General features: G+C 56.9%; 22 protein-coding genes. 16 read left to right on the forward strand and 6 right to left on the reverse strand.

All coding sequences use genetic code 11. The annotated features are described in order from the left end of the window. The 4 genes from ACFPPD_RS18905 to ACFPPD_RS18920 all read right to left on the reverse strand — a co-directional run. A partial coding sequence (locus ACFPPD_RS18905) for a DEAD/DEAH box helicase (protein WP_378082888.1) occupies window positions 1-3305 on the reverse strand: 3305 nt, incomplete at its 3' end. A 153-nt stretch (window positions 3306-3458) separates the two neighbouring features. Further along, window positions 3459-3779: an ArsR/SmtB family transcription factor gene (locus ACFPPD_RS18910; RefSeq protein WP_209747797.1), complete on the reverse strand. Its 321-nt coding sequence runs from the start codon at window positions 3777-3779 to the stop codon at window positions 3459-3461. Window positions 3780-4248: 469 nt separating this feature from the next. Continuing rightward, window positions 4249-5421 (reverse strand): ROK family protein, encoded by a 1173-nt coding sequence (locus ACFPPD_RS18915; protein WP_209747799.1) that lies wholly within the window; start codon window positions 5419-5421, stop codon window positions 4249-4251. Window positions 5422-5862: 441 nt separating this feature from the next. Then, window positions 5863-6090 carry a hypothetical protein gene (locus ACFPPD_RS18920; RefSeq protein WP_378082891.1) on the reverse strand — a complete coding sequence of 76 codons (228 nt, stop codon included), beginning with the start codon at window positions 6088-6090 and terminating at the stop codon, window positions 5863-5865. Window positions 6091-6221: 131 nt separating this feature from the next. Between ACFPPD_RS18920 and xylA the strand changes: the two genes are divergently transcribed. The 3 genes from xylA to ACFPPD_RS18935 all read left to right on the forward strand — a co-directional run bounded on the left by xylA (window position 6222) and on the right by ACFPPD_RS18935 (window position 9925). After that, complete coding sequence (gene xylA, locus ACFPPD_RS18925) at window positions 6222-7538, forward strand: xylose isomerase (protein ID WP_209747803.1); 1317 nt, start codon at window positions 6222-6224, stop codon at window positions 7536-7538. 27 nt (window positions 7539-7565) lie between these two features. Then, entirely contained in the window at window positions 7566-9062 is a 1497-nt protein-coding gene (gene xylB / locus ACFPPD_RS18930) for a xylulokinase (protein WP_209747805.1), read from the forward strand. 485 nt (window positions 9063-9547) lie between these two features. Continuing rightward, window positions 9548-9925, forward strand: coding sequence for a hypothetical protein (locus ACFPPD_RS18935; protein ID WP_209747807.1), 378 nt, complete (start codon window positions 9548-9550; stop codon window positions 9923-9925). Window positions 9926-9972: 47 nt separating this feature from the next. Here the strand turns inward: ACFPPD_RS18935 and ACFPPD_RS18940 are convergent, their stop codons facing one another. Further along, the gene (locus tag ACFPPD_RS18940; protein WP_209747809.1) at window positions 9973-11241 is read right to left on the reverse strand and encodes a BaiN/RdsA family NAD(P)/FAD-dependent oxidoreductase; all 1269 of its coding nucleotides are present in this window, start codon (window positions 11239-11241) and stop codon (window positions 9973-9975) included. Window positions 11242-11443: 202 nt separating this feature from the next. Between ACFPPD_RS18940 and ACFPPD_RS18945 the strand changes: the two genes are divergently transcribed. From ACFPPD_RS18945 to ACFPPD_RS18985, 9 genes are all read left to right on the forward strand, one after another. Then, a complete protein-coding gene (locus ACFPPD_RS18945; RefSeq protein ID WP_209747811.1) occupies window positions 11444-13102 on the forward strand; it encodes a two-component system sensor histidine kinase NtrB in 1659 nt (552 codons plus the stop codon). A 76-nt stretch (window positions 13103-13178) separates the two neighbouring features. After that, on the forward strand, window positions 13179-13304 hold the full coding sequence (locus ACFPPD_RS18950; protein ID WP_209747813.1) for a spore protein: 126 nt from the start codon (window positions 13179-13181) through the stop codon (window positions 13302-13304). Window positions 13305-13378: 74 nt separating this feature from the next. Further along, window positions 13379-13723: a DUF3905 domain-containing protein gene (locus ACFPPD_RS18955; protein ID WP_378082897.1), complete on the forward strand. Its 345-nt coding sequence runs from the start codon at window positions 13379-13381 to the stop codon at window positions 13721-13723. 123 nt (window positions 13724-13846) lie between these two features. Next, window positions 13847-14281 carry a BrxA/BrxB family bacilliredoxin gene (locus ACFPPD_RS18960; RefSeq protein WP_209747816.1) on the forward strand — a complete coding sequence of 145 codons (435 nt, stop codon included), beginning with the start codon at window positions 13847-13849 and terminating at the stop codon, window positions 14279-14281. Between the two features lie 78 nt (window positions 14282-14359). Continuing rightward, window positions 14360-15169 (forward strand): ammonia-dependent NAD(+) synthetase, encoded by an 810-nt coding sequence (nadE, locus tag ACFPPD_RS18965; RefSeq protein WP_209747818.1) that lies wholly within the window; start codon window positions 14360-14362, stop codon window positions 15167-15169. Between the two features lie 10 nt (window positions 15170-15179). Then, window positions 15180-15572, forward strand: a complete 393-nt coding sequence (gene acpS / locus ACFPPD_RS18970) for a holo-ACP synthase (RefSeq protein ID WP_209747820.1) — start codon at window positions 15180-15182, stop codon at window positions 15570-15572. 163 nt (window positions 15573-15735) lie between these two features. Then, on the forward strand, window positions 15736-16626 hold the full coding sequence (locus ACFPPD_RS18975; protein ID WP_209747822.1) for an AraC family transcriptional regulator: 891 nt from the start codon (window positions 15736-15738) through the stop codon (window positions 16624-16626). Between the two features lie 5 nt (window positions 16627-16631). After that, window positions 16632-17750, forward strand: a complete 1119-nt coding sequence (gene mutY, locus ACFPPD_RS18980; RefSeq protein ID WP_209747825.1) for an A/G-specific adenine glycosylase — start codon at window positions 16632-16634, stop codon at window positions 17748-17750. 234 nt (window positions 17751-17984) lie between these two features. Beyond that, window positions 17985-18395, forward strand: coding sequence for a hypothetical protein (locus ACFPPD_RS18985; RefSeq protein ID WP_209747828.1), 411 nt, complete (start codon window positions 17985-17987; stop codon window positions 18393-18395). Window positions 18396-18810: 415 nt separating this feature from the next. On the opposite strand, the gene ACFPPD_RS18990 is transcribed toward ACFPPD_RS18985, so the two are convergent. Beyond that, window positions 18811-19422, reverse strand: a complete 612-nt coding sequence (locus ACFPPD_RS18990) for a superoxide dismutase (RefSeq protein ID WP_209747830.1) — start codon at window positions 19420-19422, stop codon at window positions 18811-18813. Between the two features lie 388 nt (window positions 19423-19810). Here ACFPPD_RS18990 and ACFPPD_RS18995 point away from each other — a divergent pair, with 388 nt between their 5' ends. From ACFPPD_RS18995 to queG, 4 genes are all read left to right on the forward strand, one after another. After that, on the forward strand, window positions 19811-20233 hold the full coding sequence (locus ACFPPD_RS18995; protein WP_209747833.1) for a GNAT family N-acetyltransferase: 423 nt from the start codon (window positions 19811-19813) through the stop codon (window positions 20231-20233). A 155-nt stretch (window positions 20234-20388) separates the two neighbouring features. Further along, window positions 20389-20982: a DUF402 domain-containing protein gene (locus ACFPPD_RS19000; protein WP_209747835.1), complete on the forward strand. Its 594-nt coding sequence runs from the start codon at window positions 20389-20391 to the stop codon at window positions 20980-20982. Further along, complete coding sequence (gene lepB / locus ACFPPD_RS19005) at window positions 20979-21575, forward strand: signal peptidase I (protein WP_209747837.1); 597 nt, start codon at window positions 20979-20981, stop codon at window positions 21573-21575. Before ACFPPD_RS19000 ends, lepB begins: the two co-directional genes overlap by 4 nt. 53 nt (window positions 21576-21628) lie before the next feature. After that, entirely contained in the window at window positions 21629-22729 is a 1101-nt protein-coding gene (gene queG / locus ACFPPD_RS19010; protein ID WP_209748047.1) for a tRNA epoxyqueuosine(34) reductase QueG, read from the forward strand. Window positions 22730-22734: the final 5 nt, after the last annotated feature.

Consider the following 22734-nt stretch of genomic DNA (forward strand, 5'->3'; position numbering starts at 1 on the left):
GGTTGGACGATTTCGTCCACCAGGTTCTTTTTGCGTTGCTGGATCGTATGCATTTTCTCCTCGACGGTGCCTTGGGCCAGCAGTCGGAGCACGTGAACGACATTTTTCTGGCCCATGCGATGGGCGCGGTCGGCGGCTTGTTGCTCCACGGCGGGATTCCACCAGAGATCGTAGAGGATGACCGTGTCCGCGCCCGTCAGATTTAATCCCGTTCCCCCGGCTTTCAAGGAGACGAGGAACAAATCCCGCTCCCCGTCGTTGAACCGGTCGCTCATCTCGACGCGTTCCTGGGAAGGCGTCTCGCCGTCCAAGTAGAAAAACGGGACGCCCTGCGCGCCGAGCTCGCGCCCGATCAGCTTCAGCATCTCGGTGAATTGCGAGAACACGAGCGCTCGTTTGCCCGAGGCGCGGCACTCCTCCAAGATTTCGAGCAGCTGCTCGAACTTCGCCGAGCTTCCCTCGTAGTCTTCCACGAACAATGCCGGATGGCAGCAGAGCTGGCGCAGACGGGTAATGCCCGCCAATATTTTGATCCGGTTGCTCTGAAGGCCGAATAGCCGGTCCTCGTTCAGATGCTTCAACGTTTCTTTCCGTAGTTTGGCGAGATAGGCCAGGTATAGCTTCTTCTGTTCCGGCAACATCTCCGAAGACTGTACCGACTCGATCTTCTCCGGCAACTCCGCGAGCACGTCCGTCTTCATCCTGCGAAGCAGGAACGGCCGGATGCGCCGCGCGACCGCTTCCCTCGACATCTCCGCGAACGTCTTGCGGTCCGGAAACAGCCCGGGGAAGACGACTTCGTAGATCGACCATACTTCTTCGACCGCGTTCTCGACGGGCGTTCCCGTCAACGCGAATCGGTGTATGGCCTGCAGGCTCTTCGCCGCTTGGGCCGTCTGCGTGTAATGGTTCTTGAACGCCTGAGCTTCGTCCAGGAACAGCGTATGGAACGCTATCCCGGCGTAATCCGCGACGTCCCTTCGAAGCAAAGGATACGACGTGATCAGGACGTCCGTCGCGGCCAATCGCTTCAGCGCGCGGGTTCTCTCGGTTTTGGAGCCGTCGGCGATGGCGACCCGGACCTCCGGCGCGAACCGTCGCAGCTCGTTGCGCCAATTGTATGTGAGCGAAGCGGGACAGACGATGATCGCCGGCATCCCGCTTTGACGGATTTCCGGGAGAACGGACACGAGGTAAGCGATGCTTTGCAGCGTCTTGCCGAGTCCCATGTCGTCCGCCAGTATGCCGCCGAACCGGTAATGGGCCAGCGTTCTCAGCCATTGGTAACCGAGCTTCTGGTAATCCCTCAGCACGGGAGCAAGGCTATCCGGCACCGGGAAGTCGAGGCTGTCCGGATTCCGCATGCGGGAGAGCAGCTCGCGGAACGACTTGCCGAGCACGATCGAGCGGCCGGGCCGCTCGGCATCGACGAGATGCAGGCCGCGAACGACCGGCAGCCTCATACCGTCTTCCGTCAAGTCGGCTTCCCGCGCGCCGACGTCGTTCATGAACCGGACGATTTCCTCGTAGTCCCGGCTTTCGAGCGGAACGAACGCGCCGCCGGGAAGCTTGTAATATTTGAGTTTCTCGCCGAGCGCCCGAAGCACGTTGCGAATTTCCGTCTGCGGAATGCCTTCGAACTCGAACTTGCAGTCCAGCCAGTCCGTCTTTTCGTCCGAATCGACTTTGATTCTGGGCGGAGAGTTCGGGACGTAAAGCCGGGATTTGACCGCGGTCGTGGCGTATACCTGAAGCATCGTCTCGAGCTGCGGAACGACGCGGTACAGGAATTCGTATTCGGGCTCTTCCTCGTCCATGAAATAGCCGCTTTCCGTTCGGACGAAGCCGGACTCGTCCATCAGCTCCAAGATCCGCGCTTCCCGTTCCGAGTCGCGCACGAGAATGCGGTCGGCGCCTCTGCCGTTGCCGCCTTCTTCGAGCGGATTGACGATGATATCCCCGTAATGGAACTCCAATCCCGCAAGCAGCCGGTCTCTTACGCGATCGAGGAAAAGCTTCGCCTTGAGCGGAGCTTGGAAAATGCGTTCGTTTACCGCTTGGGAAACGTCGACGCTGCCGAGGGACATGAGTCCCGGAACGACTTTATGCAAGAACGGCTCCGTCTGGGCGCGGGGGATGCGGATACGGGAGCGGCCCGAAGAGCGTTCCAGCAATTTCTTGAGCTCGGCGAGGCGTCTGCAGCGATCCCCGTCCATCTTGTGGAACGTTCCTTCGGACAGAACCATTCCGTAAGCTTCCAATACCGTTAAACGGTCCATTCCCTCGACGTCGAGAAAATAGCTTTCGCCGCCGGTATCCGTATCGGCATGCTTCGGCGCTTCTTCCGTTCGATCGAAACGGAACCGAAGGGGAAGCGGCTCGCGGGTCGTTCGCACGCCGTCGTAAATCGTTCGATCGTGTTCGAGCTTGACGTTCCGGGCTTTCTCCAATAGCGGAGCGATCTCCGCCCAAGCGGACGGAGGAACGAGTAACATCCGGTCTCCTCCTGCCGGCGCGGCGAAGGGAGAATAGGCGCCGGACGATTCCCGAACCATGCTTTCCTGGCGGCGAACGTCGGCGAGCTTTCGCAGTACGGCATCGTCGGCTTCCAGAAAGGAATGCTTGTCCGGCGCGTATACGAAATGCTTGGAGAAGGCGTAACCTTCCCCGCGGTCGAGCCTGTCGAGGAACTCGCGGATTTTGCCCGGGGCGTACGTTTTCTTCGCGCCTGCTTTCAATTCCACGCCGAGCATGTATTTGCGGTAACCGTACGGAAAAGGGCTAACGATGAAATCCACGAGAAGGAGCTCGCGGTCGGCGAAAAATTTGTTCGTGCGGTTCGTCCGCCTAGGACTCTCGGCGAACAGGCCGAGCAGATCTTCGGATATTGCGGCATCCGAAGCGGCGCCGGTATCGCGGCGGGCGGTTTTCGGCGAGCGGGGCGTCAGTCCGATCCCGTCCATGTCCGGCATCAAGTCGTCGATATAGGAGCGGCTTGCCGCCGCTTGCGACGCTTGTCGCTCGTCTTGGATCGCGATCAGCGCCGCCGCGACATGTTTGCAATGCTTATCGTAGGAATCGAGGGCGGGACAGCTGCAATGGGCTTCGACGTCTCCGCCTCCGATGAACCGGACGTGAACGACGTATTCGACGTTGTTGCCGAAGATGACCGCGCGATAAGAGGAACCGGGCCGGTCGCCGGATTCCAGCTTCACTTTGCCCGCTCGGTAATCGGCTTCCCCGCGTTCGAGCGAGTAGGAACCGCACAGCTGTTTGATCGTTCGTTTCGTCAATTGATCACTCATGAATCGATCCTGCCTTTTCGAAGATTGCGTATGCTTATGCTCCTATGATAACAGATGTCGGCGGAGAGGGCTGAAGAGGGAGGGGGGCGAGGAAAATAAAAAGCCCGTCCGCGGCTAATGGCGGACAGGCTTCGAATTTCTAGGCAGCTGGGATTATCCCCGATGATGTAAGCCGGACAACGAGCGGAGACGTTCCTTGCGTCCGGGCAGCTGGGACAAGAACACGCGGAGGTCGGGAAACTCGTCGAGATTCAGCGAGTAGAACACCCATTGCCCGCGCTTCGATTCCTGCACGAGCCCGGCGCTCTTCAAGCGGCGCAGATGCTGGCTCGCGTTCGGCTGGCTCGTCCCGAGCAGCTCCACGATATCCCCGACGCACAGTTCCTGCTCCTGCAGCAAGCCAAGAATCGCCAGTCTCGTCCTGTCTCCCAGCAGCTTCAGCAGCTCGGCCATTTCCGACAGCCTGTCGCTCATCTTCGTTTCCCCCTCGCGAAATATATTCGCACATGCAGATATAATTAATTTATAGCATAAAAGGCTAACGAGATAAAGAGAGTCGGAGAGTTGAAGGAAGATGGGTACTCGTAGCAAGATACTCGAAAAAATCGACTAATGGGCGCTCGAAGAGGGCCATGTGCAGGCAGATGCTCGAAAAAATCGACTAATGGGCGCTCGAAGAGGGCCATGTGCAGGCAGATACTCGAAAAAATCGACTAATGGGCGCTCGAAGAGGATCTTGCGCAGACAGTTACTCGAAAAAATCGACTAATGAGCGCTCGAAGAGGGCCATGTGCAGGCAGATGCTCGAAAAAATCGACTAATGAGCACTCGAAGAGGATCTTGCGCAGACAGTTACTCGAATAAATCGACTAAAGGGCACTCGAAGAGGATCTTGCGCAGACAGTTACTCGAATAATTCGAGTAGCGCTTAACCGTCCCCGTCTCAGGTTGCCTTCACGCGAGCGAAGAAGCCGGCGATGGCGACTTCGGCGGCGCCCATCATGGCGGAGCGTTCGCCGAGCTCGGCGAACAATAGCTGTACCTTGCGCAGGTGGAACCCGAGGGCGCGCTGAACGACCGTCTGGCGAAGCGCGTTCTCGAGCCATGGCCGAGCTTGGCTCATCCGGTTGCCGATGATGACGGCATCGGGGTTGAACACGTTTACGATATTGGCGATGCCGATGCCCAAGTATTCGCCGATGCCTGCGAACAATTCCAGAACGTCCTGCCGGCCTTCGCTTGCCGCGGCGAGCAGGTTTTCCAGCTCGTCGAACCCGAGCGGGGCGGCCTGCTCCAACAGCGCCTGTTCGGACGCATAGCGTTCCCAACAGCCGCGATTGCCGCATGAGCAGCTCTTGCCATGCGCTTCGACGGATAAGTGCCCCATCTCGCCGGAGAAGCCCGATGCGCCTTTGTATAACGTTTTGTGCAGGACCAAGCCCGTTCCGATGCCGATACCCGCGCTGACGTAGACGAGATTGTCGATGCTTCGGCCCGCGCCGTATTTCTGTTCGCCGAGAGCGCCCATGTTCGCTTCGTTATCGATTGCGACGGGTAGCGAAAAGCGCTCCGTAAGCAAGCGGCGCAACGGCACGTCCCGCCATTTCAAGTTCGGCGCGAACAGAATGACGCCGTTGTCGTCGACGAGTCCAGGTACGCCGACGCCGATGCCGACGATGCCGTAGGCGCTTGCGGGAGCAACGTCGATCAACGTCGATATGCAGTCGCTCAGATGCTCGAACGCTTCCGTTACACCCGATTCCGATGGCGACAAGCGGATCGCGGAGGTGCGCTCTTCCACGACATTGCCGCGAAGATCCGTCAACACGCCTCGAATATAGTTAACGCCCAAGTCGACGCCGATCGCATAACCGGACGAAGAGACGAAATCGAGCAGCACGGGCTTGCGGCCGCCGCTCGATTCGCCGGTTCCGATTTCTTTTACGAGCGAGCCGTCGATCAGATCCTGAACGAGGCTGGACACGGTCGCTTTGTTCAGGCCGGTTTGCTCCGAGATGAGAGCGCGGGAGAGCGGCGCTCCGCGCAAGATCGCCTCCAGCACGATGGCCGTATTGATTCGTTTAATGAGCGCCTGATCGCCCGTAGGTGTCGTCATCGCAAGAGTGCTCCTTTATGCGCTACTGTGCCGAGATAATGGAAATATATTGTCTAAATAAATGGACTTTTCCATTGGCTGAGTTCAGCGTGAATGTTGCTTAGAAACAAAGTAGTTGGAATATTTAACTGTAAAATGTGCATGAAAAAAGATACATGGTAAGGCCTTTGCACGAATTATATGCAAAAGGTGCACTTAATTTTGCGGATTTCAACTGATGCAGGATGAATCTGGTGAGAATTAATGTATGTAGTACATCTATTTCACCAGATATCTGATTTTTAGCCGAATTAACTGCATGTTTTACAGTTCATTTGTCTGTCATTAAGCCACAACAGAGTGGAAATCAACCTTTTCCTTACAGTAGCATGATTCGGCGATAATGGGCTAAATTAAATGTATTATTCCATAAATGAGTCAGGGAGGAGGGGGATTTACGCGTCAGAACCCGGCAAACCCGGCAAACCCGGCAAACCCGGCAAACCCGGCAAACCCGGCAAACCCGGCAAACCCGGCAAACCCGGCAAACCCGGCAAACCCGGCAAACCTGGCGAACCTGGCGAACCTGGCGAACCCCGCGAATCCGGCGAACCCGGCAAATGCGGCGAATCCCCACAAGCCGCGCGAAACATATTTCGCTGCCGAACCCGCATCCAATCCGGCAGTCAAAATTCTTTCTCCCATCATACCACATTTCCCATCTCGAAAACTTAGTTTATTGGATAGACAAACTAAGTTTGCCCGTGCTATGATAGCTTCAGCAATCATTCCGATAACGCTTACAAGGAGGCACTACCCTAATGAGCAAGTTCCCTAACGTACCGAAAATCCAATACGAAGGCCGCGCGTCGAAGAATCCGTTCGCGTTCAAGCACTACAACCCGCAAGAAGTCGTCCTCGGCAAGACGATGGAAGAGCACCTTCGCTTCGCGGTCGCTTACTGGCACACGTTCAACGCGAGCGGAGCCGATCCGTTCGGCGCCGGCACGGCGGTCCGCAGCTGGGATTCCTACTCCCCGATCGATAAAGCGAAAGCGCGCGTGGAAGCGAACTTCGAGCTTCTCGAGAAGCTGAACGTACCGTTCTACGCGTTCCATGACGCGGACATCGCTCCGGAAGGCGCGACGCTGTCCGAGACGAACAAGAACCTCGACGTTATCGTCGCCATGCTGAAAGACTACCAGAAGTCGACAGGCAAGAAGCTGCTCTGGAACACGGTCAACCTGTTCACGAACCCTCGTTACGTTCACGGCGCCAGCACGACGAACAACGCCGAAGTGTTCGCTTACGCCGCGGCCACGTTGAAGAAAGGTCTCGAAGTCGGCAAAGAACTCGGAGCGGAAAACTACGTGTTCTGGGGCGGTCGCGAAGGCTACGAGTCGTTGCTGAACACAGACTTGAAGCTGGAACTAGACAACTTGGGACGTTTCCTGCACATGGCCGTCGATTACGCCAAGGAAATCGGCTTCGACGCCCAATTCCTGATCGAGCCTAAACCGAAAGAGCCTTCCAAGCACCAATACGATTTCGACGCCGCCACGGCGATCGCGTTCCTGCAAACCTACGGCTTGAAAGACAAATTCAAGCTGAACATCGAAGCGAACCACGCGACGCTGGCCGGCCATACGTTCGAGCACGAGCTCGCGGTTTCCCGCATCAACGGCATGCTCGGCTCGATCGACGCGAACCAAGGCGACATGCTGCTCGGATGGGATACGGACGAATTCCCGACGGATCTCGTGTCGACGACGCTCGCGATGCTCGAAATTCTCAAAAACGAAGGCGGAATCGGCCGCGGCGGCGTCAACTTCGACGCCAAAGTCCGCCGTTCGTCGTTCGAGGACGAGGATTTGTTCTTCGCCCATATCGCCGGCATGGACACTTACGCCCGCGGGTTGAAAGCAGCAGCTAAAATCATCGAAGACCGCGTGCTCGACGATATCGTGGCGAACCGTTACCGCAGCTTCGGCGAAGGCATCGGCGCCGACATCGTCTCCGGCAAAGCGAACCTCAAATCGCTCGAAGCTTACGTTTTGCAAGCGAAGCCGATCCGCAACGAATCCGCTCGCCTGGAGCAAATCAAAGCGACGTTGAACGACGTCATCTACGGCGTTTAATCGGCCGACACCGAAGGAGACATCTCCATGAACTATGTTATCGGCATCGATCTGGGCACGAGCGCGGTCAAGGCGCTGCTCGTTGCCCAAGACGGTACCGTGCGGTCGGAAGCGACCCGCGAGTATCCGCTTTACCATGATCAAGCGGGCTGGAGCGAGCAGGATCCCGAAGATTGGGTGTCCGGAACGATCGGCGCGTTAAACGATTTGCTCGCGTCGTCCGGCGTGTCCGCGGACAGCATCGAAGGCTTGAGCTTCTCCGGGCAAATGCACGGTCTCGTGCTACTGGACGCGGGCAATAGCCCTGTCCGCAGGGCGATTCTGTGGAACGATACGCGAACGACCGAACAATGCCGCGCCATCGAAGGCGCGCTCGGCGACAAGCTATTGTCCGTGACGCGTAACCCGGCTCTCGAAGGCTTCACGCTTCCAAAGATTCTGTGGGTCAAGCAACACGAACCGGCAGCGTACGCGAAAGCGGCTTCGTTCCTGTTACCGAAAGACTACGTACGGCTTCGCCTGACTGGCGCCGTCCACATGGACTTGTCCGACGCCGCGGGCACGCTGATGCTCGACGTCGCGAACAAAACCTGGAGCGACGACGTGCTTTCCGCTTTCGGCATTCCGGCGTCTTTCTGCCCGCCTCTCGTGGAAGCGGGAGCGCAGACCGGCACGTTAACCGCGCAAGCCGCGCAACAAACCGGCCTCGCGGAATCGACGAAAGTGTTCGCGGGCGGCGCGGACAACGCTTGCGGAGCGATCGGCTCCGGCATTCTTTCGCCCGGACTTACGCTATGCAGCATCGGCACTTCCGGCGTAATCTTGACCTATGAGGCAGACGCTTCCGCGGATTACGAAGGCAAAGTGCATTTCTTTAACCACGGCCAAGCGGGCGCCTTCTACGCGATGGGCGTCACGCTCGCCGCGGGATACTCGCTTAGCTGGTTCCGCAATGCTTTCGCCAAGGGCGAGTCGTTCGACGCGCTGCTCGAAGGCATCGAGAACATTCCCGAAGGCTCGAACGGCTTGCTGTTCACGCCTTACATCGTCGGCGAACGGACGCCGCACGCGGACGCCAAAATCCGCGGCAGTTTCGTCGGTATCGACGGCAGCCATACGAGGGCGCATTTCGCGCGCGCGGTCATGGAAGGCATCACGTTCTCGCTGAACGAATCGATCGCCATTTTCCGCGAAGCGGGCAAGACGGTCGACAAAGTCGTCTCGATCGGCGGCGGAGCCAAAAACCCGCTTTGGCTGCAAATGCAGGCGGATATCTTCGGCGCGACGGTCGTCTCGCTCGAGAACGAGCAAGGCCCGGGTCTCGGCGCAGCCATGCTGGCAGCCGTCGGCTGCGGTTGGTATGCGGATCTCGCCTCTTGCGGCGAACGCTTCGTCAAGCACGCCCGGACGTACGAGCCGAACGAAGAGGCATCGCGAACCTATGCGCGGCTGTTCGATATTTACCGCCAGGCGTACGGACATACGCGTGAGCTTAACCATGCCTTATACGCTTTCCGAAACTAACGTTTTAGTCTAGAATAGGAACGAGGAAACGGGTGCCTCCCTTTTCCCGAGAAGCCTCCAGCTTTCCCGGCCGGTAACCGGGTGGAGGCTTTTTTTGTAATTCAGAATAACCGGATAGCCCTGAGGGCGAAATATCAACGATATGCAGTTAAAACGCGTCGTGGACGGGGGAGCGGCTTAAATAACAACAGTATCCATTTATTTTCGCAATAAATGTTGCAAATGGTCGCAGGAGAGACAGATAGTTGGAGTTTGGCAGGTATTTCGGTACGTGAGCCGTTTTGCGAAGGAAATAAGTAGAGTCTGGTTCTTATTTGGATCATCGAACCTTGATAAGTCTCACGTTATCCAGTTCTAGACGATCTCCGCAAAGCTTCCTCGGCGTTAGAGGACGCCGAAGGCGTTTTTGCTTGCATGCCTTCCCGGCAATTGGGAATCCTAACGGGTAGGCATGTCACCCTATCGCGATTGGAGAGAAGCATTCGATGAACCGAGCCGCATTGATGTTCCAATTTCCGGACGATTCGCAGGCGCGGCTGGCGGGCGATACGCTCATGGAGCTCGGATACGAGCCGCAGATACACGAAGGGGGGCGCCTTCATATCCACGTAGAGAACGAAGATTTGACTTCGGCGCTGGAAATCGTGCAGTGTTACGCGGGGCAGTTGATGGAGCATGCGCCGGCGGAATCGGTGCATGTGACCGACCTGGCATACGGAATGGACGATATCCGCATTCCGGCGCACACGGTGAACGAGGATTGGGTGGATGCCTACCGGTCGAACCGCGATTCGGACGGCGAGCTAAGGTCGGGAGATTTCGAACCGGACGACGGCTCGTACGACGGGTTCAGCGCGACCTGACCGCCGTCCGCCGGCCGACGGCCGGTACCCGGATCGTCCACCGGCAGTTACCGTCTATGGGAGGCGGCGTGCATGCCGGCCGTGTAGCCCGTCGAGAACGCCGCCGTGATATTGTAACCGCCGGTGTAACCGTGTATATCCAGCACTTCGCCGCAGAAATAGAGGCCGGGCATGAGCTTCGATTGCATCGTGCCCGGTTCGATTTCTTTCAGATGCACGCCTCCGCCCGTCACGAACGCGTCTTCGATCGACAACGTCCCGTACACCCGGATCGGGAACCGCTTGATGAGCTTCGCGAGCCGAAGCCAGTCCTGCCTCGGAATGTTATCGTAAGCGACGCTCTCCGATAAACCCGCCCCGCTTAAGAGAATCGGGATCATTTTCTCCGGCAATATTCCCTTCAGTACGTTCTTCGCCGATTTCTTCGGCTCCGCCTCCGCCAGCTTTAACGTACGAGAATAGACGTCGCTCTCGCCGTCGTCCGGCATCAAATCGACGGATACTTCCACGTTGCCGACCCCGAACTGCTTCAACGCCTTCACGACGAATTGGCTGCACCGCAAGGCGATCGGCCCGGACAAGCCGAAGTGGGTGAAAATCATATCGCCGCGATGCTCGATCAGCTTCTTGCCTTTCGGATTCCACACCGACAACGAGACGTCCCGGAGGGACAGGCCTTGCAGTTCCTTGCTCGTAATGAAGGGCTCGTTGGACGTTAACGGCACCTCCGTCGGGAAAAGCTCCGTAATCGTATGCCCGGCTTTCTCCGCCCAGGCATAGCCGTCTCCCGTCGAACCCGTCTGCGGGACGGACTTGCCGCCGGATGCGACGATGGCCGCGCGGCAACCGATAAGCTCGCCGGAGCGCAGCTTCACGCCCGACACTTGGCCGCCATCGTACGAGATCGTATCGACCGCGGCTCCCGTCCGGATCTCCACGCCTTGCTTGACCACTTGCCCGACGAGCGTGTCCACGACGGTCTTTGCCTTGTCCGACACCGGAAACATGCGTCCGTTGTCTTCTTCCTTCAGCCGGATGCCGAGGTTCTCGAAGAATTCGACGATATCCTTGTTATCGAAATGGTTGAAAGTGCTATAAAGAAACCGTCCGTTGCCTGGGATATGACGGATCAGTTCGTCCAGTTCCTTGTTGTTCGTTACGTTGCAACGGCCTCCGCCGGAGATGCCGAGCTTGCGGCCGAGCTTGTCGCCCTTGTCCAGAAGCAGTACCTTAGCCCCGTGCTTGCTGGCGGCGATACCGGCCATGAGACCGGCGGAACCTCCGCCAATAACGATGACGTCGTAGTTCGCGATCATTGTTCGTTGCTCCGATCCTTCGTTCATTCTGATCAAAGTGTATCATTTCGCTCGCGTTCCCGCCAATTTGTCGAATAGACGCCGACAATGTTTTTTCTTGCCTATTATTGTAACTAATGGTGAGGTGTGCTTTAATCTAATTGGTTCATAGGACACGTTAATCGTACTTTTGGCTTATTTGATCGTGTCGGGGGTTCGCGCCATGTGGAAAGATTCGTTGCTGCAGATCCTTATCGCCTTTTTGCCGGTGTCGATGTTCATGATCTGGTATGCCAAGCCGGAGAGGACCCGGTACGCGTCCGTCTTCCTGAGTATTGGCTGCTTCGTGGCGATGTTATTGAGTATTCGGTTTACGATTGCCAATCCGGGCGGCTACGTCATGGATCTTCGCCATATTCCTCTTATTATCGGCTCGCTGTACGGCGGCTTCTTGAGCGCCGCGCTTCTGCTTGTCGCTTATGCCGTCGTTAGGCTGTGCGAGATCAAGCAAACAGGGGCACTCTACGCATTTATCGCATTCGTGATCATCTTCATGCCTTATCTCTTTTCCCGAATCCCCGTATTCCATAGAAGCAGCGGAAGCCGAAGGCTGAAAATCGTCCTATATTTGTCGTTCGCGCTGATCGCATTCAAAGAAATGGCCTTCCTCGCGCTCAAGCCCAGCATGTTTTATTCCAACGGGGGCATTCACTTTGTGACTCTCGCAGCGTTCGACGTCTTGTTCTTGGCCGTGATTCTGGCGTGCGTCCACTTTACGGAGCTGGGCATGCAGCGCGTGTTGTTGCAGCGCCAATTGCTCGACGTTTCCAATAAATATAGGAACGAAATGAGAAGATTGCAGCAGTTCATCGACAATACGCCGCTTATCGTCGTTTTTTGCGATAGCACCGGCATGATCACGCACGTGAACGAAATGGCGGCCAAGATGGTCTCCCCGCTCGGGAGGAACGACATCCTCCATAGAAATTTTATCTTTTTCGCCCGCCAAATGAACATGCATGTCGAAGAGAACCCGGTCACGCGGGTAATGCGGATGGGCATTCGGCACACGGAGGTTCTGCGGATCGGCGGCAAAACGTTCTATACCGTGACTTGTCCGATCAAGCAATTGCCGGTTGAAGGGTCGGACGGCATTCTGTTCATCGGTCACGACATCACGGAGACGCAGCTGCTCAAGGACGAAGTCAACCGGATGGAAAGACTTAGTCTCGTCGGGCAGATGGCGGCGAGCATCACGCACGAAATCCGCAATCCGATGGCGGTCATCCGCGGATTCGTACAGTTGCTCAACGAGCGGAGCTCTCCGGAACAGCAATCCTACTTCCGCATCGTCATGGACGAGCTCGACCGCGCCAACGCGATCATCAACGACTTCCTGTCGCTCGCGCAGAACCGGATCGTCGAAAAGGAACCGTGCCAGCTGAACGACTTGCTGAGCGAATTGAAACCGCTGCTATGGGCCGACGCCAACATGCGGGGGCAATCGATCGACATGAAGCTGTCCGACGAGATGGATTTGCTCCTTATGAACATTAAGGAAATCAAGCAATTGCTGCTCAATCTGGCGCGCAACGGCATGGAGGCGATGAACGATAAGGGCGTGCTCAAGATCGAGACGCGCAATATGCGGGATATGGTTCAGCTGCGCATCGAAGACGAGGGGGTCGGCATCGCGCCGGAGAAGCTGGAGAGGCTGTTCGAGCCGTTCTACACGACGAAGGCGAAAGGGACGGGCTTGGGCCTGGCGCTTTGTCTGAGTATCGTCGAGCGTCACAACGGCAAAATCAACGTCGAGTCGACGCCGGGAATCGGCACGGTATTCATCGTCGACTTCTGCAAGCCGGGAAGGAATTGTTGGTAAAGTCGGGCGCGGGCGGATAAAAGGAATCGATGTGGAAACAATACGGGGGACTCATCCAGACAAGGAGGATCCTTCCATGACAAACGCCCAAGGACCGTCGAAATCCGGACGGGACAATGCACGAAGCAACCGCAAGGAACAATCGCCGACTTCCCCCGGATTCGACAAGAAACTAGACGGACCTAACCGTCCGTCGACCTAAGAGACATCAGCGCGGATAACATCGGCGAGCCTTACGCGGACGCGAAACCCGCGGGGGGGCATGACGATTCGGCATTGGATCCGTTCGAAATCGAATTTCGGCCGGAGTTCCGCGACAACCGGGGGCCGCGGGAGCCGTTCGTGAATGCTCGCGGAGTCGTGATCGGCGATCATGACTACGCGTCAGCCAACTCGCCGCTAGAGCAGTGGAGCAAAGAAACGGATCCTTCCGTCATGGCGGGAGAGCATTGGGTCCATCCTTTCAAGGATATCGGCTTTCGTACTCGCGAAAACCGGGATTTATTCGAAAGAGGCATCGCCTCGTCTGGCCCGTTCCAGCATCCGACGCACGCGACGGCTGGCGGGATGGACGACGACGAGGACTATTTCCCGGTTCCCGAGGTGCTGGACGAGCCTTGAGACCGGGCGTTCAGCCGGGAAGGCTCCCGCATCTTTGACGGAGGTCAAGACGGCGCGGTATAATGAGCATAGCGGAACCGAACGACCGCCAGCTTAACATTACCGGAAAGCGAGGGGCCTAGTATGTCGATGTCTTTCGAAAGATATATGTTGGATATGATTCAACCGATGCGGGACGATTTAACCCGGGTCGGCATTCAAGAATTGAGAACGCCGGAAGAGGTGGAAGCGCAGCTTCCGACCGCGGAAGGCACCGTTCTCGTCGTCATCAACTCCGTATGCGGATGCGCGGCGGGACAATGCCGTCCGGGCGTCGCCCAAGCGCTTCAGCACGACGTCGTGCCCGATCACTTGTTCACGGTGTTCGCCGGCCAAGACAAGGAAGCGACGGCCAAAGCTCGCGAATACTTCTTGCCGTACCCGCCTTCTTCTCCTTCGATCGCTTTGTTGAAGGACGGCGAGCTCGTGCACTTCATCGAACGGCATCAAATCGAGAATCGCGGCGCCGACGACATTGCCGAGGATTTAACTTCGGCATTCGATCGTTATTGCCGTTAATCAACGCTTCCCGGGGGCCGCGCCATTGCGATGGCTGAGCCTCCGGGTTATTTTTTGTTCAATGGGAGGTTCGTAATCATGTCACTTCAACAGGAAATCATCGCGAAGCTGGGAGTCAAGCCGACCATCGACGTCGACCAAGAGATCGAACGCCGGGTCGCCTTTCTGAAAGATTACGTGAAGCGCGCCGGCGCGACCGGCTTGCTCATCGCGATCAGCGGCGGCGTCGACAGCGCCGTGGCGACCGGACTGTGCAAGCGCGCGACGGACGAACTGTCTCGGGAAACCGGCAAAGAGTATATCACGCTCGGCGTGTTCCAGCCTTACGGAGAGCAGTCGGACATCCAGCATAGCTACGAAGTCGCCGAAGCGTTCGCCTTGACGCATAAAGTCGAGACGAACATCGAAGAGGCGGTGGACGAGATCGCTCTCGAAACCGAGTACGCGTTCAAGGCGTTGAACATCCATCGTCATATTAGTCGCGGGGGCAAAGGAAACGTCAAGGCGCGCACGCGGATGGTCGTGCAGTACGCGCTCGCCTTTGATCTCAACCTTCTCGTCGTCGGTACGGATCACGCGTCCGAGGCGCTGACAGGGTTCTTCACGAAGTGGGGCGACGGCGCGGTCGACGTCACGCCTCTCAGCACGTTAAACAAACGCCAAGTGAGAGAACTAGCGAGACGGCTCGGCGTACCGGCAAGCGTCATCGACAAGGCGCCGACCGCGGGCTTGTGGCAAGGACAGACCGACGAAGACGAGCTCGGCGTTACATACGAAGACAACAGCGCGTATTTGGAAGGCAAGGAAATCGGCGAGAAGGCGCGGGAAATTCTCGAGAAGCATTACTTGCGCACGCAGCACAAGCGCGAGCCGATTCCCGGCATTTGAGGAAACGCCGGTGATCATCGGAGTCGGATTGGACGTCGTCGAGCTGGCAAGGATGGAGAAGCTGCTCTCCGGGGCGGGGCGGGACCGGTTCCTCGATCGGGTGTTGACCGAGCGGGAGAAGGAGATTTACGCGACGCTGAAGCCGAGGAGGGCGCTGGAGTTCGCGAGCGGCAGGTTCGCCGCCAAAGAGGCGATCGTGAAGGCGATCGGCTGCGGCATCGGGTCGCAAGTCGGCTTCCGCGACGTCGAAGTGCTGCCCGACCCGCATGGCAAGCCCGTATGCGGCTTATCGGACGCTTCGCTGAAGAGGCTAGGGTGGGTAGGGCTGGCTTACCGGCTTCATCTGGCGATCACGCACGAGCGCTCGATTGCCGCGGCAACGGCCATCATCGAAAAGGTATAAAGGACAGTCCGGCCGTCGATCATGGTCGGACTGTTATTTTTTGGTTCTATGAAATGAAACTGTAAATTTACGCGGCGGACAACCTGACGTATAATGGAATATGTTAAGCAAATACGATCCGAACGACAATCGAAACAGATTTCGGAATTAATGGGGCTAAGAGATGACAACGAACTTTTTGACGATCATGATGAAACATTTCGAGCACATGAACATCGAAGTCGCCGCAGCCGCGGAAACGGTGATGGACGTCGGTACGCATAAAGAACGGGAAGATATTTACGACTGCAACCGCTTTTTGTTCGTGAAGGAAGGCAAGGGGACGCTGTCCGCGCAAGGCAGGCAGGTCGAGATGAAGGCGGGAAAGCTGTTTGTTTTGCTGGCCGGAATGCCCCATCGCATCTCCCTCGAAGAAGGAACTTCGCTTACGCTGCAATGGTGCCACTTTCGCAGCAGCTACGAAGACCGCGAGCTCTATCGGACGCTTCAGCTTCCGCTTAGCGTCGAAGTGAGCGATTCGCCCGCCGTCTCCGAACTGTTCGGCAGGTTGTACGAGGAGTTGGCGAGGGACAAGCTGACGTCCAGGCTGAGAATCAAGGCGACGATGCTGGAAATGATAAGCGTCTACCTGGATAACTTGCCGGACGGGGGACAGGAAAGCGATCCGCAATCGGCTCCTTCGGAAGAGCTTCAGAAGATCAATGCGATCTTGAAATACATCGACGAACATCTCGCGGACAATATCACGGTCGAAAGCCTGGCCAAGCAAGTCTTTTTGCACCCGAACTATTTTATCGTTTTCTTCAAGGGAATCCTCGGGTATTCGCCGATCCAGTACGTGAACATGCGGCGGATGGAAGTGGCCAAAATCATGCTGCTATTGCCCGAATGCAACGTGTCGGCGGTCGCCGGCAAAGTCGGCATGCAAATCTACTACTTCTCGCGAATGTTCAAGGCGCATACCGGCTTGACGCCGAGCCGCTACCGCAAGCAATCCGCGGCGTTCGCTTCGGCGGCGACCATTAGCGACGAGGCGGACGAGAGGAGAACGTAGAAGGCATGAACGACGGCAAGACGTATTTCGGCGCGGAGTTGCTGAAGTGGTATCGCAAGGAACGAAGGGACTTGCCCTGGAGAAGGAGCAGGAATCCTTATCATATATGGGTATCGGAAATCATGCTGCAGCAGACGAGGGTGGATACGGTCATTCCTTATTTCAACCGGTTCGTCGACCGCTTCCCGACCGTTGGGGATCTCGCCGAGGCGCCCGAGGAGGACGTTCTCAAGCATTGGGAAGGGCTTGGCTACTATTCGCGCGCCCGGAACCTTCAAGCGGCCGCGAGAGAAGTCGCGGAGCTGTACGAAGGCCGCGTGCCGAGAGTCAAGAAGGAAGTGTCCGGCTTGAAGGGCGTCGGCCCCTATACGGCGGGAGCGATACTGAGCATCGCTTACGATCAGCCCGAGCCTGCCGTGGACGGCAACGTCATGCGCGTTTTGTCGCGCTATTTCTGTCTGGATGCGGATATCTCGAAGCCCGCGACGAGGGTCGACATGGAAAGCTTGGCAGCTTCGCTTATTCCGGAAGGCCAGGCGGCGGACTTCAACCAAGCGCTCATGGAGCTCGGCGCTCTGATCTGCACGCCGAAGTCGCCGTCGTGCGGCGGCTGTCCGGTCGCCGAGCCTTGTCTCGCTAGGCTGGCGGGGCGCGAGAAGGAGCTGCCCGTGAAGACGAAGGCGAAGAAGGCGCGCGACGTCTATCGCTTCGCGGCATTGATTGAGGGCGTCGGCCCGCATGCGGGCAAGGTGCTCGTCCGGCGCAGGCCGGACACGGGCTTGCTCGCGAAGATGTGGGAGCTGCCCCATATCGAGGCGGCGGATGCGGCCGCTTGGGAAGATCTCGCCGAAGGCGGACGAGGCTTGGAAGCGGCACTCGCCGAGGACGGGATCGTCGCGAAGGCGACGGAGCGCTCCGCCTTCGATGCCCAACACGTCTTCACGCACCTCGTCTGGCATATCAAGGTGCTTCCGGCCCGGGCGGCGGAAGAGCTGTTCGTAGCGGATCGTACGGGCTACGAGTGGGTCGGTCCGGAGCAGTTCGAGCTTTATTCGTGGCCGAACGTGTTTAGAAAATTGTTAACGGAGTATTTCGTTGACCGTGCGAAGGAAAAGGACGAATAACGGCAGGACAACACCCGGGGCGGGCGTCGCGGGTGTTTTTGCGTTCTCCGAAATACCGCGGCGGCGGAAGTCTCCAAACATTTTGCTAACATCTTCCCGCGTACTCGTCCATTCGGTTAAGGAAAAACATACCTTTCACATATTAAGCCGCCACAAGATTTAATACTTCGAACTTAAAGTTACTGTTAGGCGAAGCAAACCCGTGCTGTGCCGGCGAACTTAAGGGGGAGAGAAGTGAAGCTTACCGAATTCTACAGGCAGCTCTTTCTCGAGGCGATAAGCATGTACGAGCCCGTATGGGAGGATGAAGAGCAAGTGTCGTACGGCTACCGTTGGCGCAAGCGAAATTATCCTCTGCCCGAGCAGTTCCAGATTATAGACATGCATCCGGGCCATCCGGTTCTCATTTTCTCGATGGTGCTGTCGGAAGCCTATTTGCAAACGACGATTTACGAGGAAATCAGGCGTTATCCGTCCTCGTTCGACCTATCGATCGTGTTGCTCAACAAGCAACTCTGGCTGAACGCGTCGCTGCAGACGGACAAGCTGCAAGATTCGATCATGGGATTCTTGAACCAAGCAAGGGGAGAGTTAATGAACGTGCTGGATTGTTTGATCCGCATACCGGAAGAGCCGGCCGGTTAGGACGAGAGCAACCCATCAAGTCGGCCATAGGGAGAGTTCAAAGTTGAAAATGACCATTCCCGTACATCTCGGGGCTGTTTGATTCTGGGCAACGGTTCCATCGCGTTGATCTTGAGGACATACGAAATAACAACCATTTCCATTTAATGTCCTCGAAATAGGGAGCGGAAGATCAAATAACAACCATTTGCGGTTATTCACTAGCAATATGCCGATTCTTGCAACGTTCAAGAGAAATAATGGGAGTTTTGCAGGTACTTTCATTTTTGAGGGCCGTTTCATGAAAATAACAAGCCTTATGCATTTATTTTCCGGAACGGGGCGGCCTGCAACAATGAGTAGAAGAAGCATACATACGACAGAAAACCGTCAGGGCGAACTTCCCTGACGGTTTTTCTTATTATAGCTTGTCGAATTACTTCGCCGCGTCGTAGATCGCGCCGACCGCGTTCCAGTCGACGACGCTCCAGAACGCCGCGATGTAGTCCGGACGTTTGTTTTGGTATTTCAAGTAGTAGGCGTGCTCCCAGACGTCGAGTCCGAGCAGAGGCGTTTCGCCTTCCATGATCGGGCTGTCTTGGTTCGGCAGGCTGTATACTTTCAGTTTGCCGTCTTTGCTCAGCGCGAGCCAAGCCCATCCGGAACCGAAGCGAGTCGCGCCGGCCGCGGCGAAAGTTTCTTTGAATTTATCGAAGCCGCCCAGCTCGCCGTCGATCGCGGCGGCGAGTGCGCCGGTAGGCGTGCCGCCCGCGTTTGGAGCGATCGTTTTCCAGAACAGGCTGTGGTTCGCGTGTCCGCCGCCGTTGTTGCGAACGGCCGTGCGGATCGCTTCCGGTACAGCGTTCAGGTCGGCGATCAAGTCTTCTACGCTTTTGCTTTCCAGCTCGGGAGCGGATTTCAGCGCGTTGTTCAGGTTCGTTACGTAAGCGTTGTGGTGGCGTCCGTGGTGGATTTCCATCGTCGCCGTGTCGATGTGGGGCTCGAGCGCGTCTGTCGCGTAAGGAAGTGCCGGTAATTCGTGTGCCATGGATATTACCTCCTATTAATGTTGGTTCTGATATGTAGCTATGGCTACAGCTAGCGTTGCTCACGACTATTATCCCTCATCTATCCGAGTAAATCAACATCGATGTATAAAAAGTCGAAAGCGTCTCCGGACTATGATATTTTGCCAAATAATTCGTCGATTATTCAGCAAAAGCGGGCGAATATCGCGATATTCGGGGGAAAACATCTATAAACACATGGTAATCGTCTCGAATAAAGCGTTTTCAACACGTTTTCTATCATTTTTACGAAAAAATTTATGTTTTTTTAATAAAAGAACTAGATATTTCGCTAAATTGTCGTAGAATTAAGAGACTGTTAAATCGTTATCTGGATGTAAAACTCACGGTCCGGGGGAAAAGATCAGCATGCAGATTCGTTCTTTCCAATTGTCAGACTACAGATCGGTCGCGGAGCTTCTGGAAGAAGTGCTGTCGGAGGAATGCTGCGAAGAGACTATGGGCGCTTTCGCCCGGCAGCTGTCGTGGGACAGCGAGCTCGTTCTCGTCGCGGAGAAGGAAGGCGAAATCGTCGGCGTATTGATCGGAACGATCGACCAATCGAAGGGCTACGTGTACCGCATAGCCGTTCAAGAAGCGTTCAGGATGCAGGGGGTCGGAAGGTCCCTCATATCGACGATGAACAATCGTTTCCGTCAGCGCAAAGTCATGAAAGTGCTGATTGCGGAGGACAAGCATAACGAACTGCTGAGGCCGTTCTACGATTCGCTGGGGCTGAAACCGAGCGATTTCGTGAATCCGACGCAGCCATTGTCGATCGTCGCGGGCTAACGACATATATAGGAAATCATGTTCATGATCTACCCCTAAAGCATATCGGTCGCCATTGATTTTGGCGGGTAGATATGCTTTTCTTATAATATCGCACGTTGATTGGCTCACGATGCGGCAGCACCAACTTGAGGGATCGACGGGGGCAGATGTGTATGGCGGTACCGGGAAGTCCGTACGCCGAGTGCGTCATTAAAAGCTTCAAACATAACGGATCGGTACACCGGGTATGGCTCGAGAATTGGCTCGTGCCCGCGGAGAAGCTACATCCCCGCCATGCGAAGGAAGAAGCGTGGGTGCTTCTTAACGATCATACCGTCATCGTCGAAGGGGACGGCAAGGAATGGATCAGCCGCGTGCCGGCCGTCTCATTCTTCATGCCGGGCCGCTGGTACAACGTCGTCGCGCTGATCGAGGAGAAAGGAATCCGCTATTATTGCAATTTGGCTTCCCCGCCTTATCGTTACAACAACGTGCTCACTTATATCGATTACGATCTGGACGTGTCGTTCATGCCGGACGGAACGGTCGTCGAGCTCGACCGGGACGAGTTCTGCAGGCACAAGGAAGAGCTCAGGTACGGCGAAGACGTCGAAGCCCGCGTCGAGGCCGCTCTCCTCGAATTAAAGGAAGCGATCGCGGACAGGGCTTTTCCGTTCGGCGAAGAAGAAATCTACGACTATTACGAAGAGTGGAAAAAGGCGGATCGAAATCGGACGGAGACGGCTGAGAGGAGCGGGCACCCATGAAACAGCAATCGGAGCCGATCGCGCCTTCCGGAGGCAGAAGGCGCGCCTCGCGCAGACCGGTATTCATCGGCTGGCGCAAGGAATTATGGGACTGGACGAGGGCGCTCGTCGTGGCCGCGGCGATCGTGCTGCTGCTGCAGGCATACGTGTTTCAGCTATCTACAGTCAAGAAAGTATCGATGGAACCGACGCTCCATGAGAATGAATGGCTATTCGTCAATAAAATCTCGCTGGAGTTCGGAAGCGTCAAGCGCGGGGACGTCGTCGTGCTGAAGGATCCGAGCAACGGCCCGGAGCATAAGGAATATTTGGTGAAGCGCGTCATCGGCATGCCCGGCGACACGCTCGAAATCCGAAGCGGCGAACTGTACGTGAACGGCGAGCTGACGGTCGAACCGTATACCGATTCGAAGATCGAAGACGGAGATTACGGTCCGACGACGGTAAGCGCGGGACACTATTTCGTCATGGGGGATAACCGGCACGAGAGGGCAAGCCGGGATAGCCGCGCGTTCAACGAGGTGCCCGAATCGATGATTAAAGGAAGGGCGGATCTGATCATCTGGCCGATCAGCCGCTGGACGAAGCTGTGAGCGAACAAGCGATTAAACGCGATGCCGCTTACTGGCGTCGGTTGAAAGAAGAGATGGTCGACGCGGCCTCCTCGCTCGGCATCGACAAGCTGAGGATCGCGTCGGCCGGAATTTTCTTGGAATTGAGGGAGAGGCTCGTCCGGCATCGGGAGCTTGGATACGAATCTGGTTTCGAAGAGCCGGATCTGGATTTGCGCACAGATCCGGCTCGTCTTATGCCCGGCGTCCGTTCGATCATCGCGATCGCCGTCGCCTATCCGTCCAAGCTGAAGGGGGCGCCCGTGTCCGAACCTGGCAAGCGGCGGGGTATCTTGTCGCGTTCCGCGTGGGGCGAAGATTATCATCAGGCGCTAAGGCGGCGGCTCGCGAAGCTGGACGAGTGGATTAAGGAACGCGTACCGGGAGCGACGACGATGTCCATGGTGGATACGGGCGCGCTGTCGGACCGCGCCGTCGCGGAGCGTGCAGGCATCGGCTGGAGCGGCAAAAATTGCTCCACGATCACGCCGGAGCTCGGCTCTTGGGTTTACCTGGGGGAGATGCTGACGGATCTGCCCCTGCCCGCGGACGAAAGCATTCCGGAAGGCTGCGGCGACTGCACGATCTGCATCGACGCCTGTCCGACCGGCGCGCTCGTCGGTCCGGGTCAACTGAACGCGCAGCTGTGCATTTCCTACGTCACGCAGACGAAGGATACGATCGACGAGCGGATGATGGAGAAGATCGGTAACCGGCTATACGGTTGCGATACCTGTCAGATCGTCTGTCCGGTCAATCGTAAAATCGACGTCAGGCACCACGGGGAGTTGATTCCCGATCCCGAAGTGGCCAAGCCGCTGCTTCGTCCCCTGCTCGCGATGGGCAACCGCGAGTTTCGCGAGACGTTCGGCGGCACTTCGGCCGCTTGGCGAGGTCGCAAGCCGATTCAACGCAATGCCCTGATCGCGCTCGGCAACTTCAAGGACAAGGAGTCCGTGCCGGACGTGGCGAGAGTGCTGCGAGAGGACCCGAGGCCGGCGCTTCGCTCGACGGCCGCCTGGGCGCTGGGGAAAATCGGCGGAGAAGAAGCGGAACGCTCGTTAACCGCCGCGCTTGCCGCGGAAAAAGACGGGGAAGTCGCCGCGTCGATCGGGAAAGCGTTGGAACGGGTATGATTATT

Source organism: Cohnella suwonensis (assembly GCF_042655365.1).
Lineage (GTDB): Bacteria > Bacillota > Bacilli > Paenibacillales > Paenibacillaceae > Cohnella > Cohnella suwonensis.